Genomic DNA, 17,183 nt, shown 5'->3' with positions numbered 1-17,183 from the left:
TGATGTTACATAAAACAACAATTTTAATATTTGCTTTTATAATAAGTATCGGTTCTCAATGTTTTTCACAAGAAGATCATGATCACAATTGGTATTTCAACAATAGTAAAAGCTTAAGTGAATTATGGGAGCTAGATGATGAGCACCAACGCGGTACATTTATCCTTACTTCTTATAAACCTATTTACATTACTGCAGCAAAATATTCTACCAACCCAAATGAATTTCCACAAGCAGAAAATTCAGATAAAGTTTTAGATGAGCCTAACAGCTTAAATGCTGTAGAGTCAAAATTTCAGATTAGCCTAAAAACAAAAATCTTTCATGGTATGTTTGATGGTAAAATGGATTTATGGATGGGCTATTCACAGACCGCCTATTGGCAAATTTATAATACAGAGCGCTCAAGACCTTTTCGCGAATTAAATTATCAGCCTGAAATTATTGCCAACTTCCCCATTCAATTTAAAATACTAGGTTTCGACGCTAAAATGATTGGAGCCGCAGTCATACATGAATCTAACGGACAGTCAGACCCTATTTCTAGAAGTTGGAATCGTATTGCTTTTCATGCAGGATTTGAAAAAGGCAATTGGCAGGTAATGCTAAAACCATGGATACGTATAGGAAGTAAGATTGATGACAACGAAAAGATATCTGATTACATAGGCCGTGGCGAAGCCGACATCACCTATGACTGGGGCAGGCAGCGCTTTAGAGCTATTGCCCGACACTCTTTAAACCTAGGAGACAAAAGCCGTGGTAGTTTACAATTAAACTGGTCTTTTCCAATTTTTGAAAACTTTAATGGTCATGTACAGTTCTTTGATGGTTACGGCGAAACTCTAATAGACTATAACCATAGGCAAACTACATTGGGTATAGGTGTTTCATTGATAAACTAACACACGAGTATTACCAGTAATTAAACGCTAGTTTTAAATTTTTTAGGTGAAGTGCCTTCTTGACGCTTGAATGCGGCAGAAAAATGAGTGGCATTCTTATAGCCGATCAGCTCAGCTATTTCGTAAATGGGCATATCTGTATTTAACAATAGATACTTTGCTTTTTCTATTTTTTTATCAATACTATATTCATGAACCGTAAGACCAAATACCCTTAAAAACTCCCTATTCAATACCGTTTTATTCATGCCAACTTCTTTAGCCAGATTAGCAACTGAATAATTGATTCCTAAATTTTCATTAATTAGTTTTTGTATGCACAGTAGCTTCTTTATACTAGGTTTATTTTGGGGCGTATTTTTATGATGCTCTTTTTTATAGTTCGTTACTTGAATAGCCAACATTTCAAAAACCTTTGCCTTTAAAAAAATAAGTCTAGCTGTGCCTTCAAAATTTAATTTTTCAAACGATTCTAAAATTGCCATCATCTCATTGGTAATGGGTACAACCAAATTATCATCTATAAGCTCCTTCAATTTAAGATCATTAAAAAATCCGTGCTTAGACAAAAATGCGGCAGACAACCTTACTTTAATTTCTTTATAGGTTTTATTACCTGTAATCTTAGATGTACCGTGAAACGACTTAATATTCGCCATATAGGAATCACCGTTCGCAAGAAAAATATCCTCACAATTGGCAACGGATACTATACGCTCCCCTTCGATCAAAAAAGTAAGTTGCACAAAGTCTACCGTTAGTTTTTGCTTTAAGACTATATCTGCTTTCAACCTTAAAAATAATGTTGATATGATGACATCCTCAAATTGAATTTCATCTATAGTACCCTGACCATAACGTTCCTTTATGCGATACACCTTGTGGTCAATATCATCATCTTTATTTACCTCGGTACAATCTGCAATTTCACTGTACAAATTGTCTTTCGACTCAGATAAGTCAACAATCTGTACATCTGTAAAATTGCGTCTTTTTTTTACCATTTTACGTCATTTCTTATCCAAGACTTGGTTATAAATTCGCATCAAATTTATTTAGACTAATTAAAAATAACAAACAATACATGAAGAATCTTTATACTATACTACTCTTACTAATCTGCTCAATGAGTACGTATGCGCAGTCTGGAAGCCTGTCTGGGTTGGTAGTAGATCAAAATAAAAAACCATTACCAAATGTAAATATCACTATATCTCATACCAGTTTAGGCACCACTACCAATGCCAAGGGTAAATTTGAAATCACAAATCTTGCCGTCGGTTCATATACCCTAACATTCTCGATTATGGGTCATGACACTAAACAAATTGAAGCGAATGTAGTTGCGAATAGAATAACCGAAATACGTACGGTTTCATTACCAGAAAAAAGCGAACAATTGAACGAAGTTGTTGTTAAAGGGCATCATAATAAATATGCCGTTAAAACACCCTCTTCATCATTACGGCTTAAAACAGAGGTTGCCAAACTTCCACAAAACATACAGATCATAAGTAGCGAGCTTCTTCAAGACCAACAAGCTACCAGTATCATGGACGGGGTAATCAGAAATGTGTCTGGTGTAACGATGCTAGAACATTGGGGTAATTTTGCTAGGGTAAATATGAGAGGTTTTAGATTACCTGCCTTTAGAAATGGTTTTAACGTGCAAGATTCATGGGGGCCATTATCTGAAGATATGGCTTTTGTAGACCAAATAGAATTTGTAAAAGGACCTGCAGGTTTTATGATGTCTGCCGGTGAACCTGGCGGATTCTATAATGTGGTAACCAAAAAACCAACTGAAAAAACCATACGTCAAGTTTCTTTTATGGCGGGTAGTTTTGACAATTACCGTGCTAAATTGGACCTTGGAGGCAAAGCGACCGAAAACGGAAAATTATTGTACCGTTTCAATGCCATGTACCAAACATCTGACAGCCACAGAGGAAATGAAGATGCAGAACGCTATGGCTTTGCTCCTGCCCTAACTTATAAATTATCTCAGAAAACATCTGTAACAGCAGAATTAAATGTACAGCAGGCAGAAAGCTATATGGGTGCCGCTTATGTTTTTGCTCCTAACGACGATGGTTATGGTAGTTTGGACAGGGACTTTAAATTTACCGATAATAACTACCCAGCATCCGACATTCAAGAAGTCACTTTCTTTGGTACTATAAAACATGATTTTAACAAAGACTGGAGCTGGGAGTCAAAGTTCGGTTCTTTACGCTATAATCAAGTAGGAAATTCTACTTGGGTATGGTCCTTAGAAGAAAATGGAGATGCTGTAAGGTATATTAGTAATTGGGATGCACTATCTGTTGGAAAATATTTTCAAAGTTACATTTCCGGAGCATTCAATACCGGTGGTATCACCCACAAGCTACTTGGAGGGTTTGATTACAGCCAAAAAGAATACTGGGCAGATTTTAATCAATTTGCCATTACCGATACCGAACAACCCTTTAATATTTACAACCCCGTTTACGGCAATACCGAACTGCCTGTTTTTAACAAGTCGGTTCCTGTACAATACCGCGACGATATTTACAATTATGGCAGCATTAACCGTTCTGTATACCTACAAGATGAAATCGGATTTTTCAATGACAGAGCCCGCTTAACACTTGCAGGTCGATACACTCACCTGTTCACTAGAGGTAAAGACGAAACAGATTCAAAAGTTACCCCACGTATTGGTCTTAGTGTAGATATACTACCAACCTTAACCGCTTACGGACTTTACGATCGTTCATTCATTGGGCAAAGTGGTGTTAGTTTCACCGGTGAAGCTTTTGACCCTGTAGACGCAAATGATATTGAAGGGGGTTTAAAAAAGAGTTTCTTCAATGGTAGGTTAAGAACATCTTTGGGCGCCTACCAGATTACCAAACAAAACGTATTGGTGACGGATCCAGAGAATCCTAATTTCTCTATTCAGTTAGGTGAAATACAGTCAAAAGGTATCGAGTTTGATTTGCAAGGTGAGGTTACACCAGAGTTAAATGTGATTCTGAACTACGCCAATACGAACGTAGAAATTACAGATGATACCGACCCAGAAAATATTGGTCTACGTGTAGCTGGTCATGCCAAACACATTACCAACGGATGGTTAAATTATAAATTCGCTGACACCTCTAAATTACACGGTTTTGGTGGGTCATTGGGTTACCAATACCAAATAGACCGATCTACATGGTCTTGGGGTGCAGACAATGAGTCTCAATTACCAGATTACTTTAGACTAGACGGAGCTTTATCTTGGAGCAATGATAAATTGAGAGTGCAACTTAATGTTAATAACCTGTTAGATGAATACCTGTATTCCGGATCAAATTATGCCGCTTACCTATACTGGCAGTCTGAACCGGGTATCAACGGTAGGGTAACAGTAACCTATAATTTCTAAAGGCATTATAAACAATTTTTGTTGAGTTAGTTCAAATTGGTTATCCCTCAGTTTTACTGAGGGTGTAACCTTAAAATAAAAAATTATGAAAAGAATAATCATTACACTCGCCTTATTGGTATTCACCGTATCGCCAATGTTCGCCCATTACCTATGGCTTGAAACAGACCGTACAGGAAAATTAGAAAAAGAACAAGAAGTTAGGGTCTATTTTGGCGAATATACACATGGGGTCATTGAAAAAGTCAAAGGAGAAAATTACCCCTCTGTTTCAAAGTTCAATTTGTGGCTTATTCATCCAGATGGTACAAAATCAGCTTTAAAGACCTCTCCAAAAGAAAACTTTTATGTAGCTCACTTTACCCCAAAAACCAATGGAACATATACAGTTGCTTTAAACAATGACAACATTGAAGTTCTGGATTATACGGAGTGGGATTTCGGAATTTTCAAGACTCACTACCAATCTACCGCAAAAGTTCAGGTAGGTAATAAAATTAGCGATACCAAAACCTTAAATGAAGATGGTATAGTCATTAAAGAATTGGCAAACGAAGATGATGAAATTAAACTGCAAGTATTATTTAAAGGAAAACCCCTCGCAAAAAACGAGTTTAAGATTTATGTCTCTGACCTATGGAGCAAGACTCTTGAAACCGATAAAAATGGTGAAGTAAGTTTCTCATTACCATGGAACACCAAATATACTATGGAAACTATATATGAAGAACGAGTACCAGGCACTTACAATGGCAAGGACTATGAATTTGTTTGGCACTGTGCTACGTATTGCATTAACAATTAAATGTAACAGATGTTTACAATAATTCTATTATTAACCTTTACCGGTTTTTATATGTGTTATGCGACTACCAAGAGGCAAAAAGTCGCTATACACTTACACATCGAAAACTGGTGTCAACAACATAGTAAAGTAGCAAATTCTTTAGTTTATGTCTTGCTACTTCTAGCCTGCTCCCTAACCATACACCAATTTGGTTGGGGTTCAGGTATTTTTACTTTTTTGGTCACTTTAATGACCATTGCAAGCCTCATTATAGTATTACAGCCTTTGCATCTAATTACCTATAAAACACTAAGCCCAACCTTTGTACTCATATTCCTAATGGAATTTTTACTTTTTTAATATGCCCGCTAATACAAAATATCTGAATCCGTCTTTTTGGCCACGCTTTTCAAAAATTACCGCCGCAATTATAGGTGGCTTTATAGTATCTATACTATTCCATTTGGCAATTGCAAGTTGGTTTGACCATGTGAACGTAATTATTACAAGTACCTATAGTTCGTTGATACTTTGGGTAGGGTTAATGATTATGGCGTTTTTAGCTAAAAGCGGATGGAAAATTTGGGGTATCTATATACTTATATCCATCATTTTGGCAATAGTAATATTTTATGGTAAAGCATTAAATCCACTTGTATAATGAATAAAAGAACGTACAATATTTTATTTCATTTACATACGGTTAGCGGCATTGTTATTAGTGTTGCCCTTTATGTAATTTTCTTTACCGGTTCATTTGCATTCTTTAGAGATGAAATCGCAAATTGGGAACGAGGGCACACTGTTGAAATAGCAGAAGAAATACAGCTAAATTTTGATGAGACATTTCAAGAAATGTCTAACGAAAAAAGCCTTTACGGTAGAGATATTGAATTAAAACATTATTACAACGAGCAGAACATCGGAGTGAATTTAGGCGCATCTAAAGACACCCTGCTTTCGAAAGAAAAAGCTGCTCGTTCTTTTTACTATCTGAATACCAAAGACAAAACTACAACAGACTATGTAAGCTCATATTCATTAGGTGAATTTTTATACAGACTACATTTTTTTGCACAACTACCTCACCCTTTCGGGTATTATTTATCAGGATTCGTTGCTTTCTTTTTCCTCTTCGCCTTAATAACAGGTATCGTAGTTCATTGGGATAAAATTATTTCTAATTTCTATGTATTCAGACCAATGACAAAATTGAAAACGGTATGGACAGATGCGCATACAGCTTTAGGGGTTATCGGTTTTCCCTTTCAATTTATTTATGCTGTAACCGGTACGTTCTTTATGCTAAAAGTGCTTTTAATCGCCCCAACAGCACTGGCATTATATGATGGTGATGATAACAAGCTATATGAAGATCTGGAATATACGCATCCAGAATTTGAGTTCCAAAACACTCCTTTAAAAAGTCCGGTTAGCATTAACGCATTGGTACAACAGGTGAAAGAAAACTGGAAAGGGTTTAAAGTAAATGAGGTTCATATTTTCAATTATGGAGATACAGGTATGCATGTATCGGTAAGCGGAAATTTAGACTATAAAGATAAAATTAATGGATACGGCTACACTATATTCAATGCTGCCGACAATAGCATTCACAGTGTTAAAGACCCAACTAAAAAAACATCGTATTTAGATACCGTTAAAGGTATATTCTATAGGCTTCATTTAGGTGATTATGGTGGATACGGATTACGCATTATATCATTTATACTTGGTTTAATAGGATGCTTTGTTATACTAAGCGGAGTACTCATTTGGTTAACTGCACGTAACAAAAAGAACGTACCGCCCAAGAAAAAGAAATTCAACGAGGCAGTAGTACGTTATTATTTAGCCATATGCTTAAGCCTTTACCCAATAACCGCGCTTTCATTTGTTTTGGTACAAGTAATTAACCCTGCGGGGATGAGCTTATTGTATAAATTTTACTTTATTGGTTGGTTATTGATTACCATCTTCTTCATTATTAAAAAGGACAATTATTTGACCAACAAATACACCTTGCTTTCCGGTAGTTTAATAGGTTTAACTATACCAATGGCAAATGGTTTCTGTACGGGTAATTGGATCTGGGTAAGCTACGCAAAAGGGTATGATCAAGTACTTTTCATCGATGCATTTTGGATTGTACTCAGTATTGTAGGGCTACTAATTGTCGGTAAATTAAATGTGAATGAAAAGAATAAAAAATCCAAAAATTAGCAGACGGATTATTATCTTTTAAATGGCGATATTCTGTAGTAAACACTATGTATTTAGAATAACATAGCACATTACTATTATTCCTCTTCTACCTCAATAGTTTAATAAGGTTTTATCTTAAAATTGAAACAAGTCACGACATAGTAAATTCATTTTTCCTTGTCAAAATTAGGACAGAATCAAAATTTTAAATTAACTTTGTATTTCAAAGTACTTTAAAATGGAGACAAATAAGTATCTAAACGATATTACCGAAATCAAGAATATAATGAATCGTTCTTCACGATTTATTTCATTAAGCGGACTCTCAGGAGTACTCGCGGGTATATATGCATTAATTGGGGCAGGATTTGCTTATGTTAAGCTGAAAAATACTTCAGCAGCTAATTATGAAAACTTTTCCGGTAGGTCTTCATCACTTTGGGGTTCAGATACTGTTAGCGACCTAACGCTAATTGCTATTGCAGTTTTGGTGGCAGCTGTTATTACCGGTTTTATTATGACCTTGAAAAAGTCTAAAAAAAGTGGAGAAAAAATTTGGGACAGCACCAGTAAGCGACTAGTATTCAATTTTGCTATTCCGTTAGTAGTAGGCGGACTTTTCTGCTTGGTACTTATGCAACAAGGTATTGCCGGTCTAGTTGCTCCGGCAACGCTTATATTTTATGGTTTGGCTTGTGTTAACGCAAGCAAGTACACTATGGGTGATGTTAGATATATGGGTTTGGTTTTTATAGGAATAGGACTAGTTAGTACGCAATTTATAGGATATGGATTGTATTTTTGGGCTTTAGGGTTTGGCGTTTGCCACATTTTGTATGGGGCATTAATGTATTATAAGTACGACAGAAATTAAGATTAGCCTAGCTATTGATATATGAGTTTAATTGACAACATAAACAAAGCTTTTGACCACCGAATAAGACTGGGAATTATGTCTATTCTAATGGTGAACGATTATGCTGATTTTAAAATGCTAAAAGAGCTTTTAGGTGCTACAGATGGCAATTTAGCCAGTCATACCAAAGCGCTTGAAAAAGAGGAATACATAAAAGTGGAAAAGCAGTTTATAGGTAGAAAACCTAATACTCGCTACTCTGCAACCCCACTTGGTAAAGCGCAGTTTAAGAAGCATATTAATGCTTTAGAAAAACTAATAGGTAAGTAGTATATTTTTTTATCAATTTACTTTGAAATTCAAAGTACTTTTAAAATAACAAAAAATGAGAGCAACCATATTAGAAAAATTATATAATTGGAGTGTGGTACCCTATCAATACTTCAAAAAGAATGAAGCTTGGCAATTTAATGCTGAAGAATTAAAAGAATATCCAAGCGACTCATTAGGCTATCATATGGGCAAATTTCTTGTTGCCAACAGCTTTCAGTTACAAGAAAAACTAGAGAGTCATGATGTATTTCATGTACTCACCGGAACCGGAATTACGGTTCCTGAAGAAATAAGCATGCAGTTTTATTTAATGGGAAATGGGAAAAGAAGTCTTTACTTATTTACGGTCATATGTATTGGCTCTATGCTGTATCCGGAGTATTGGAGGTACTTCTTATCGAAATACACGTGCGGTAAATCTGCATTACCCTTTCATCAATTAGATTTTCAAAAGCTGCTAAACCAACCCATCCAACGGATAAAGTCCACTTTTTTAATTCATTAAAATCATAATACTAAAACTATCTAAAAACTCAAAAACCCGTAAGACAGTACACCTGATTCTTGGTTACTATCTCTTATTAATAATCGAAAAATTTAAATCATTAATAACCTTTTAAATACATCATATTATGAACGTTCATATAAAATCACTCTTATCTGCATTAGCCTTTAGCTTACTATTCTACAGTAAAAGCTTTGGACTAAATTTATTTTTAATTTCCATATTGGTAGTGGTACTTGTTTCCACACTTAAAGGCACACGTAACGTTTCATGGGTTTATGCCCTCACTTATATTCTTACATCGATTTTTGTATTGATCAATCCTACAGGGTTTACCATATTTGTTCATTTTATGGCATTAATGGTCTATGTAGGTAAATCTATTTCTAACCAAACATCTTTATACCTCGCATGGCTATTAGGCTTCATGAACATACTAATAGCAAGTATTTCGAATTTCATTCAAAGACAAAATTCAGTCAACGAAAAGGATATAAAAAAGGAGACGTCACCAAAATTATTTAATCGTTTAAAAGGTAGTTTTTTCGCAGGGGCATTACTCATTTTGTTTGCTGCGCTGTACAAAAATGCTAATCCTGTTTTTGAGAACCTTGTAAATCAAATCAATTTTGATTTTATAAGTATCCCTTGGGTATTCTTTACATTTCTTGGGTACATTATATTTCTTAACATTTTGCGCCCATTAGATGCACAAGAAATAATTGCGGTGGATGCATCTCAAAAAAACGAATTGAAGACTCCCTCCGAAATAGATATCATTGGGAAAAAAAAGCAATTGGAAAGTGAGCATACCTTAGGCTCTTTTATATTTTTCGCCCTTAATTTATTACTGGTATTCTTTTTAGTAACTGATGGAATTTACCTATTCCAAAAAACCGAAATTTCTAATGCACAATATTCGGCATCTGTTCACCAAGGGGTGTATGCGTTAATGTTCTCTATAGTACTAGCCATTATACTAATTCTATATTTCTTTAGAGGAAACCTCAACTTCTATAAAGAGAATACACAAATAAAAACACTTACATACGCATGGGTCTCGCTAAACATTATATTAATAGTTTTTACAACATACAAGAACTTCACCTATGTTGAAGCCCTGGGTCTTACCTACAAGCGTATTGGTGTATTCGTATATCTACTACTTACCCTTACCGGCTTAATTACAGCTTATATTAAAGTGGCGGAAGTAAAAAGCTTTATTTATTTAGTGCGTACAAACATTGCAACTGTATTTGCTTTCTTAGTGCTAAGTGCTGCGGTGCCATGGGATAGAACAATTACGTATTTCAATTTAAGTTCACTTGAAAATCCTGATATTCATTATCTCTTGGATTTGGGAGATACTAATAGTATTCAGCTATACAAATATGCTAAAGAGAAGAGTGTAGACTATGATTTAAATATCAGTATTAAAGATAAATACGAAGATTATATTACACAACAATCAGAAAAAACGTGGCAAGAATATACATTAGTTCAGCTTGTTCAACATAACTTAAAATGATAGCCTTATTTAAACATAAATGGAACCGTAGAATTGTGAGAGTAGTTTCATTGTATTTTCTTCTCTCAACTTTACTGCTGTGTATTGCCTTAATAACAAAAACAGAGTTCACTGTCATTGTTGGCATTATGCTATATCTGAGCTATATCATCGTTACCTGTATAGCATTGATTATAATTTTGGTAAATGTACTTAGGTATTCTAAGGCTATACAAGAGCATACCATGACGCTTATTTTACTGATTATGAATTACCCAGTAAGTATACTTTATATCTCTTTAACAAACGCATAATATTTAAACAGATGAAATTCAAATTCAACCGTATCTATTTCATATATTTTCTTGCACTATTAGGAATCGAATTCTTAATTGCCATTTTTTTTAAATCCGGATTTATTCGACATACGTTTGGAGACTACCTTGTAGTCATTCTCTTATTTTTCTTTTTCAAAGCCTTCATAAAGGCAAGTGATATTGCCATTGGCATTGTCACCTTATTAATTGCTTTTGTCATCGAATTTTTACAACTCACCAATATGTTAAGCTACTTTGGGTTGGAGCATTCTAAATGGGCAAATTTAATTTTCGGAAACTATTTTAGCATTCAAGATTTATTGGCATACACCCTAGGTATACTAACTGTAACAAGTTTAGAAATCAAAAAAACGATTTTTACTAAAACAACCTATAAATTAAAGTGAGACCTCTATTTATTCTTTACCATCTACATAATCCTGTAGATATGCATAACGTTCTGTCAGCTTCCCATTTTTGGTCATTCTTGCTCTTTCGAGAACGCCATCTTTATCGTCGTTGAAAAAAGCAGGAATCACATTTTTTATAAAAGCTTCACCAAAACCTTCACTGGCATCTCTAGGTAATTCGCACGGTAAATTATCTACCGCCATGACCGCAATTGCGTCAGCATTTTTAAAATCTGTCTCGGTCTCCGTTACCGGGTTATAACCATAAATAGGATCAGCAATAGTAGAAGGTTTAATAGTAGAAGCAACGGGTCCATCAATATCACAACTGATATCGGCAACAACCTTTATATTGAAATCTTCATGTTTAGCATCTTCCCTAGTGAATAAATAAGGAGCACCTTGACCATAAAAATGACCGGCTATATAGAAATCGGTCACCTTGGCAAATCTAAAAAAGTTCGATTTATACTCTTCCGGGTGAGCGAAGAAATTGGCTTTATTGCCACGAACTCCGTCTTTTCGTTTATTGTATTCACCAGCATCTATTTGACAATATACCGGTTCATTAAAAGTATTTTCTAAATACTCGGTAACATTTACCCTACGCATACCCATACCATCTAACATCTCTCTAGAACCATTACCGACTCTGCCCCTGCCAGTAAGAAGCACCTTTATATTAGGTAATTTTAGTTTTTTAAGTTCTTCAATTAAAGCTTGTTGGTCTGGCAAATCATTTGCCTTTGGCAATTGAAAAGCATCGTATTTGAGTCCGTATGCACGAAATCCGTTATACGCCCCAACAATACCCGCATATCTACCAAAAGCAACAACGCGTTGTTCTTGTTTATTGGTAATAACCTCATGATCGTACATTTCTATATTCTTCTCTAAAATAGCACGAAGCAAGTCTCTGTTATAAGGTTGTTTTTTAATGGTGTGCGAAAAGAAGAAGTATTTTTTATTAGGAATTAACGCATCAATAGGCACTTCCTTGACTCCTAAAAGCACCTCACAATCATTCATTTTGTCTGCAACCGTGATACCTAAATCTTGATAATCCGCATCTGCATAAGCCCTAATTGAAGAAGGTTCTACAATAATTTCAGCCTTAGTATATGTACTTAAGACTTTTTGACATGCTTTTGGCGATAATACTACACGCTTATCTGGCGGATTCTTGCGTTCTCTTATGATTCCGAACTTCATATGGGTTTGGTATAAATATTGCACTAAATTATGCAATTAGAAACACTTGGCTTAGGTCAAAATAAAAATTATATGGGATCGTAAAGTTTTGTTAGCTTTGCTGCCCGCTATTTAATAGTTAAAGTTGATTGATTTGATGTAGCTATTATTTAGAATAAAAAGTTCTTTTACATATTGGGGCCGACCGGTTTTGACAGCGAGACCAGTTGGAATGTAAGCATGTCGAGCGCTGGGAAACAGCTCGTTAATCTCATTTTTCACACTTTTAATTGGCGAAAATAATTACGCTCTTGCCGCTTAATCTGAATTATAGTAAGATTAGCCTCGTCCCTACAAGGTAGGGAAGCGAGATGTTCCTGAATAGCCCTTGTTGATGGCGATTCTTATAGGAGCACCAGAAAAGTCAACATAAGGGTGTCCGCTCGCTTTGGCGACACCACCAAAATCTTAAGAAGATAAGTGTGTATTGGGCGGTTTCTGGTCAGGTGCACATCGAAAATTAATCAGATTCTAAGCATGTAGAAAGCATTTTAATTGCTTGTTTGGACGAGGGTTCGAATCCCTCCGGCTCCACTAATAAACCCTGTAAACCCTTTGTTTACGGGGTTTTTTATTTTGCGTTGACAGAATCGTTGACAATCTGTTTTGATATGTTGTGTTTCTTACAACGATGGTAATTTAGTATTTTTAGCTTATTAGCACTAATTAATATTAAAATAATGAACTATCTATCTGTTTTAATCTATTTACTCTTATTTCTAACAATTACACATTCCTATATATTTTCCGTTAGACTTTCAAAATTCATAGTTGAACCATTTATTAAAAACCCATATAAATTTCATTCTGTAAATTATATTGAAATTATAAGTTTAATACGTAATAACGGTATCAAGTTATTGTTTGCATTTATATTCTTGTTAAGTCCCTTATATATTTATAGGTCAATATTTAGCTTTAACATCGAAAGTCATAACATTTTAAGTACTTTAATGATTGTTATAATACTCACCTCTATGGTTTTACTTTGGTTGAATATATGTAAAATTGGAAATTCAAATTTCGGTCATAAAACTATCCATCCAAAAACGGAAAAAACAACTAGAAAACAACAATACTTAAATATAAATTCTGAATTTTCCGAAGCTAACAGAATATCTCAAAAGAAAAATAAAATAACTTCAGCTAATTTTAGAAAGGAAACGTCTAAAACAAGAAATTCTTATAAGAAAGGTTTGTTAAAAATACAGAATCTTGAATTGCTAGAAAAATTTCTCGAACAGTTACAAAACTTCAAACACTTCAATAAAGATATTAATCAATTTGAAAATTTAAATATTAATATTGGACCAAATCAGAATAAAAATCTTAGTCAAGAAAATATTTGTTTTGCAATCCTTTCCTTTTTCCTTTATGAAGTTTGTACAAATAGGGACTTCATTGATACTACTCCGCAAATGTTCTATAAACCATTCAATCAAATTATTTTCAATAATAATGAAAGGTTAAAGCGTTTCAATTATCCTAAATTTAAACAGAAGTATATTAATGATACCGGAGTAGAACATTTTAGAAACTCTAAATTTTATAAGGAATTACTAGTACACTACAAAAACAATCCGAAAATGTAGAAAATGTAGAGAATGTTTTAGTAGTAAAATTAGATTTTTGAAATATCTAATAATAACATTCTATATACATGAGCACGTACACGGACCCCTTTTTAAGCATTCACAACAAGTTAACAAAACTTACAGAATTAGTTCTTGAAATAAAGAACGCTCCTAAAGAAGATTACTCTTTAAAATACTACACAAGACAAGAAGCTGCTGATTTATGCAGAAGCTCTGTACAATCTATAGATAATTACATCAAATATGGCTGGATAAAGGTTGAAGACTTTGGTCCAAAGAAAAAGTTGATTCAACATTATCAAATTTTCAATGAAGACCAAACATTGAAAGAGTTCCGATATAAAAGAAAAGCATAAAATGCTCTAACATTTTATGCTTTAATATTTTATTACAATTGAAGCCTTAACCTCCAATCGTATAGGTCAAATATACGATTTTATTAAGTACACTATGACCACAAATGAAATATTAGGAAGTGTCAGTTTAGCTGATTTAGAAATGGACTTCCTCAAAAATACAGAAGAAGGTGAGAATATTTTTCCTTTTGATATTTTCCCAAAGGCTATTCAAGAAATTATACTTGAAGCAAATAATAAATTTCAATTCTCTATAGATTATTTAGGATCCGGAATATTATCGGCAGCTTCAACAGCTATAGGTCTAAAATACAGATTATCCGTAAAGGAAGAATGGAATGAAAAATGCAATTTATTTATGGTAATCGTAGGTAGACCCGGTGACTCCAAAAGTCATGCACTTAAATTTTGTTTTAATCCAATTCATAAAAGAGATAGCGAATATTATACAGAGTATAAAGAATTATTAGATGATTTTGAGAAAGACAATACCCCAAAAGAAAACAATAACAATGTTAAAAAACCACTTTTAAAAAAAATTCTAATAAGTGATTTTACACCAGAAGCTCTTCTCTATATTCTTCAAAATAATCCAAATGGGGTATGTATCTATGTTGATGAGCTAAATGGGTGGCTGAAAAATTTTAATAGATATAATAATTCTGGAGAAGCAGAAACCTATTTAAGCATGTGGAGCGGCACACCAATTTCATTGGACCGTGCATCTGGTAAGAGCATGAGAATTGATGAACCATTTATAGGGGTTATTGGAAGCACACAAATAAGTGTATTAAAAGAATTCGCAAGAGAAGGTCGGAATTCAAACGGATTTATGGATCGCCTCCTATTTGTCTATCCTACCAAACCAAAAACTATAAAATGGAATATAAACAAGGTAGATAAAAGATTACTTGATAATTATAGGAACATAATTACTTCCCTATTGGATTTAGATAACAAAAAAGAAGTACTTCCTATTGAACAAAATGCCAAAGAGTATTTATTCAACTGGCAAAACGATAGACCAGAAGATTTTTTGTTTGATTACGAAAGAAGTATAGAAATTAAATTACAACAATATGTCTTACGCTTCTCTTTGATAATTCAACTCTTATGCCATGCTTGTAAAGAAGGTGATAGAATCCAAATAGAATTAAACGCTATTAAAGCCGGAATAAAATTATTCGAATACTACAAAATAAATGCTCTTAGAGTCAGGGTTTTAACTGATGCATCAAATTACCTAGAATCTTTAACTGAATTACAAAGAAATATCTATGCAGAATTAGATAAAGAATTTACAACCGCTGAGGGTATAAAAATTGCGTGTAAAATCGATAAAAATGGAAAACCAAGGATTAGTGACAGACAATTCAAAACTTATCTAAACGATCGAAAGTTGTTCAAAAGAGTTTCCAGAGGTAATTATAAAAAAGTACTATAGGCTTCACTTACTTCATTTACTTCACTAACAGAAGTAATTAATTGAAATACAGATTAATACAATATTTTATTTGTGAAATATTAATGAAGTAAGTGAAATCCAAAATGATAGTTAGTGAAGTAAGTGAAAATAAAATGAAGTCAAATTAATTCTCTAAATCCCCTATATCAGGGCTTTGTGAAGTAAATGAAATAAGTGAAGTGTACAGGTATATATTAGATAGAAGTAGCCGTAAGCACATATGTCCAAAATGCAACAAAAAACGATTTGTTGTTTATCTAGATGTATTAGAATCTAAAATGATTTCTGAAATAGTCGGAAGATGTGATAGAGAAATAAATTGCGGTTATCACTTTAGTCCAAAAATGTATTTCAAAAATGAATGCGTTACATATACTCCTCTATTAACTAGCAATTATAAACAAGAAAAAAAGGAAACAACATTTCACGACAAGGTGGATTTAAATCAAAGTTTAAAATCTAATGCTAATAATAATTTCATTGAATATTTAAAATCAATATTCCCAACGGATAAAGTTGAAAACGTAATTAAATTATATAATGTAGGTACCGCAACATTTTGGAACAACGCAACAATATTTTGGCAAATAGACAATTCTAAAAATATACGTAGTGGTAAAATGATAGTGTATTCTAAAAATGGTAAGCGTTCCAAAATAATTAATTGGATACATTCCTATCAAATCAAAAATAATAAAATAAGAGAGTTCAACTTAAGTCAATGCTTTTTTGGACTTCACCTAGTTAATGAAAATAGTAATGCTATTGCAATAGTTGAATCTGAAAAAACTGCCTGTATAATGAGCATCCTTTTTGACAAATACATTTGGTTGGCAGCAGGAAGCTTGAATGGTCTTAACGAAAAGAAATTAAGGCTAATAAAAGATAGAAAAATTATTCTGTACCCAGACTTAGGAGCATCAAATTTAAACGAAAAACCATACAACCAATGGAAGAAAAAATCAGATTATTTATCTAAGAAAGGTTACAATATCAGTACTTCAAATTTATTGGAAATTAAGGCTACTGAGGAACAAAAGATTAAGGGTTATGATATTGCAGATTATTTTTTACAAATCAATAAAGAAAGAATAATTATAAAGAATTCAAAATCTGAAAATCTCAATAAATTATTAAAAATAAACATTCAACTACAGAATCTAATTGAAGTATTTGACCTAGAGTTAATAAGGTAATCAATTATAGAGTTTGAGTAAGAATTCAAGATGTGTGTGCTGGGCCCACAATCTTGATTTTTCTCCCGATGGTCGCA

The 17,183-nt window shown here is 33.5% G+C and carries 16 protein-coding genes and 1 other RNA gene; 15 read left to right on the top strand and 2 right to left on the bottom strand.

From position 1 onward, the window contains the following. The first annotated feature begins 2 nt into the window (after positions 1 to 2). Positions 3 to 905, top strand: coding sequence for a phospholipase A (locus UH1x_RS13130; protein ID WP_405410301.1), 903 nt, complete (start codon positions 3 to 5; stop codon positions 903 to 905). A gap of 20 nt (positions 906 to 925) precedes the next feature. Here the strand turns inward: UH1x_RS13130 and UH1x_RS13125 are convergent, their stop codons facing one another. After that, on the bottom strand, positions 926 to 1,909 hold the full coding sequence (locus UH1x_RS13125) for a helix-turn-helix domain-containing protein (RefSeq protein WP_051941715.1): 984 nt from the start codon (positions 1,907 to 1,909) through the stop codon (positions 926 to 928). A gap of 80 nt (positions 1,910 to 1,989) precedes the next feature. Here UH1x_RS13125 and UH1x_RS13120 point away from each other — a divergent pair, with 80 nt between their 5' ends. The 9 genes from UH1x_RS13120 to UH1x_RS13080 all read left to right on the top strand — a co-directional run bounded on the left by UH1x_RS13120 (position 1,990) and on the right by UH1x_RS13080 (position 11,240). Continuing rightward, entirely contained in the window at positions 1,990 to 4,323 is a 2,334-nt protein-coding gene (locus UH1x_RS13120; RefSeq protein WP_482622142.1) for a TonB-dependent siderophore receptor, read from the top strand. Between the two features lie 85 nt (positions 4,324 to 4,408). Next, positions 4,409 to 5,128, top strand: coding sequence for a DUF4198 domain-containing protein (locus UH1x_RS13115; protein WP_482622141.1), 720 nt, complete (start codon positions 4,409 to 4,411; stop codon positions 5,126 to 5,128). Between the two features lie 343 nt (positions 5,129 to 5,471). Next, positions 5,472 to 5,771, top strand: a complete 300-nt coding sequence (locus UH1x_RS13110) for a hypothetical protein (RefSeq protein ID WP_482622139.1) — start codon at positions 5,472 to 5,474, stop codon at positions 5,769 to 5,771. Further along, positions 5,771 to 7,333 (top strand): PepSY-associated TM helix domain-containing protein, encoded by a 1,563-nt coding sequence (locus UH1x_RS13105; protein WP_482622137.1) that lies wholly within the window; start codon positions 5,771 to 5,773, stop codon positions 7,331 to 7,333. Before UH1x_RS13110 ends, UH1x_RS13105 begins: the two co-directional genes overlap by 1 nt. 220 nt (positions 7,334 to 7,553) lie before the next feature. Next, a complete protein-coding gene (locus UH1x_RS13100; RefSeq protein WP_482622135.1) occupies positions 7,554 to 8,189 on the top strand; it encodes a hypothetical protein in 636 nt (211 codons plus the stop codon). Positions 8,190 to 8,210: 21 nt separating this feature from the next. Continuing rightward, the gene (locus tag UH1x_RS13095) at positions 8,211 to 8,501 is read left to right on the top strand and encodes a winged helix-turn-helix domain-containing protein (protein WP_027064736.1); all 291 of its coding nucleotides are present in this window, start codon (positions 8,211 to 8,213) and stop codon (positions 8,499 to 8,501) included. Between the two features lie 55 nt (positions 8,502 to 8,556). Further along, entirely contained in the window at positions 8,557 to 9,009 is a 453-nt protein-coding gene (locus UH1x_RS13090; RefSeq protein ID WP_482622134.1) for a Coq4 family protein, read from the top strand. A 127-nt stretch (positions 9,010 to 9,136) separates the two neighbouring features. Beyond that, a complete protein-coding gene (locus tag UH1x_RS13085) occupies positions 9,137 to 10,537 on the top strand; it encodes a DUF4153 domain-containing protein (protein ID WP_482622132.1) in 1,401 nt (466 codons plus the stop codon). 304 nt (positions 10,538 to 10,841) lie between these two features. Further along, positions 10,842 to 11,240, top strand: a complete 399-nt coding sequence (locus tag UH1x_RS13080) for a ribosomal maturation YjgA family protein (RefSeq protein WP_482622130.1) — start codon at positions 10,842 to 10,844, stop codon at positions 11,238 to 11,240. Between the two features lie 9 nt (positions 11,241 to 11,249). Here UH1x_RS13080 and UH1x_RS13075 read toward each other — a convergent pair whose 3' ends face one another. After that, a complete protein-coding gene (locus UH1x_RS13075) occupies positions 11,250 to 12,455 on the bottom strand; it encodes an NAD(P)-dependent oxidoreductase (protein WP_482622129.1) in 1,206 nt (401 codons plus the stop codon). 176 nt (positions 12,456 to 12,631) lie between these two features. Between UH1x_RS13075 and ssrA the strand changes: the two genes are divergently transcribed. The 5 genes from ssrA to UH1x_RS13050 all read left to right on the top strand — a co-directional run bounded on the left by ssrA (position 12,632) and on the right by UH1x_RS13050 (position 17,106). Next, positions 12,632 to 13,031, top strand: a transfer-messenger RNA (tmRNA) gene (ssrA, locus tag UH1x_RS13070). Positions 13,032 to 13,447: 416 nt separating this feature from the next. Further along, complete coding sequence (locus UH1x_RS13065) at positions 13,448 to 14,086, top strand: hypothetical protein (RefSeq protein WP_482622127.1); 639 nt, start codon at positions 13,448 to 13,450, stop codon at positions 14,084 to 14,086. A gap of 68 nt (positions 14,087 to 14,154) precedes the next feature. After that, the gene (locus tag UH1x_RS13060) at positions 14,155 to 14,445 is read left to right on the top strand and encodes a hypothetical protein (protein ID WP_210706541.1); all 291 of its coding nucleotides are present in this window, start codon (positions 14,155 to 14,157) and stop codon (positions 14,443 to 14,445) included. 94 nt (positions 14,446 to 14,539) lie between these two features. Then, a complete protein-coding gene (locus tag UH1x_RS13055) occupies positions 14,540 to 15,889 on the top strand; it encodes a DUF3987 domain-containing protein (RefSeq protein ID WP_482622126.1) in 1,350 nt (449 codons plus the stop codon). Positions 15,890 to 16,089: 200 nt separating this feature from the next. Continuing rightward, positions 16,090 to 17,106 carry a DUF6371 domain-containing protein gene (locus UH1x_RS13050; RefSeq protein WP_482622125.1) on the top strand — a complete coding sequence of 339 codons (1,017 nt, stop codon included), beginning with the start codon at positions 16,090 to 16,092 and terminating at the stop codon, positions 17,104 to 17,106. Positions 17,107 to 17,183 lie beyond the last annotated feature (77 nt).

Source organism: Maribacter sp. UH1 (genome assembly GCF_056839145.1).
The sequence above is the reverse complement of the archived record's forward strand: the minus strand, read 5'-3'. Positions and strand labels throughout refer to the sequence as shown.

Bases quoted from the DNA above. Each gene is read 5' to 3' on its own strand.
- UH1x_RS13130 (WP_405410301.1), top strand. From the start codon at position 3: ATGTTACATAAAACAACAATTTTAATATTTGCTTTTATAATAAGTATC.
- UH1x_RS13125 (WP_051941715.1), bottom strand. From the start codon at position 1,909: ATGGTAAAAAAAAGACGCAATTTTACAGATGTACAGATTGTTGACTTA.
- UH1x_RS13120 (WP_482622142.1), top strand. From the start codon at position 1,990: ATGAAGAATCTTTATACTATACTACTCTTACTAATCTGCTCAATGAGT.
- UH1x_RS13115 (WP_482622141.1), top strand. From the start codon at position 4,409: ATGAAAAGAATAATCATTACACTCGCCTTATTGGTATTCACCGTATCG.
- UH1x_RS13110 (WP_482622139.1), top strand. From the start codon at position 5,472: ATGCCCGCTAATACAAAATATCTGAATCCGTCTTTTTGGCCACGCTTT.
- UH1x_RS13105 (WP_482622137.1), top strand. From the start codon at position 5,771: ATGAATAAAAGAACGTACAATATTTTATTTCATTTACATACGGTTAGC.
- UH1x_RS13100 (WP_482622135.1), top strand. From the start codon at position 7,554: ATGGAGACAAATAAGTATCTAAACGATATTACCGAAATCAAGAATATA.
- UH1x_RS13095 (WP_027064736.1), top strand. From the start codon at position 8,211: ATGAGTTTAATTGACAACATAAACAAAGCTTTTGACCACCGAATAAGA.
- UH1x_RS13090 (WP_482622134.1), top strand. From the start codon at position 8,557: ATGAGAGCAACCATATTAGAAAAATTATATAATTGGAGTGTGGTACCC.
- UH1x_RS13085 (WP_482622132.1), top strand. From the start codon at position 9,137: ATGAACGTTCATATAAAATCACTCTTATCTGCATTAGCCTTTAGCTTA.
- UH1x_RS13080 (WP_482622130.1), top strand. From the start codon at position 10,842: ATGAAATTCAAATTCAACCGTATCTATTTCATATATTTTCTTGCACTA.
- UH1x_RS13075 (WP_482622129.1), bottom strand. From the start codon at position 12,455: ATGAAGTTCGGAATCATAAGAGAACGCAAGAATCCGCCAGATAAGCGT.
- UH1x_RS13065 (WP_482622127.1), top strand. From the start codon at position 13,448: ATGATTGTTATAATACTCACCTCTATGGTTTTACTTTGGTTGAATATA.
- UH1x_RS13060 (WP_210706541.1), top strand. From the start codon at position 14,155: ATGAGCACGTACACGGACCCCTTTTTAAGCATTCACAACAAGTTAACA.
- UH1x_RS13055 (WP_482622126.1), top strand. From the start codon at position 14,540: ATGACCACAAATGAAATATTAGGAAGTGTCAGTTTAGCTGATTTAGAA.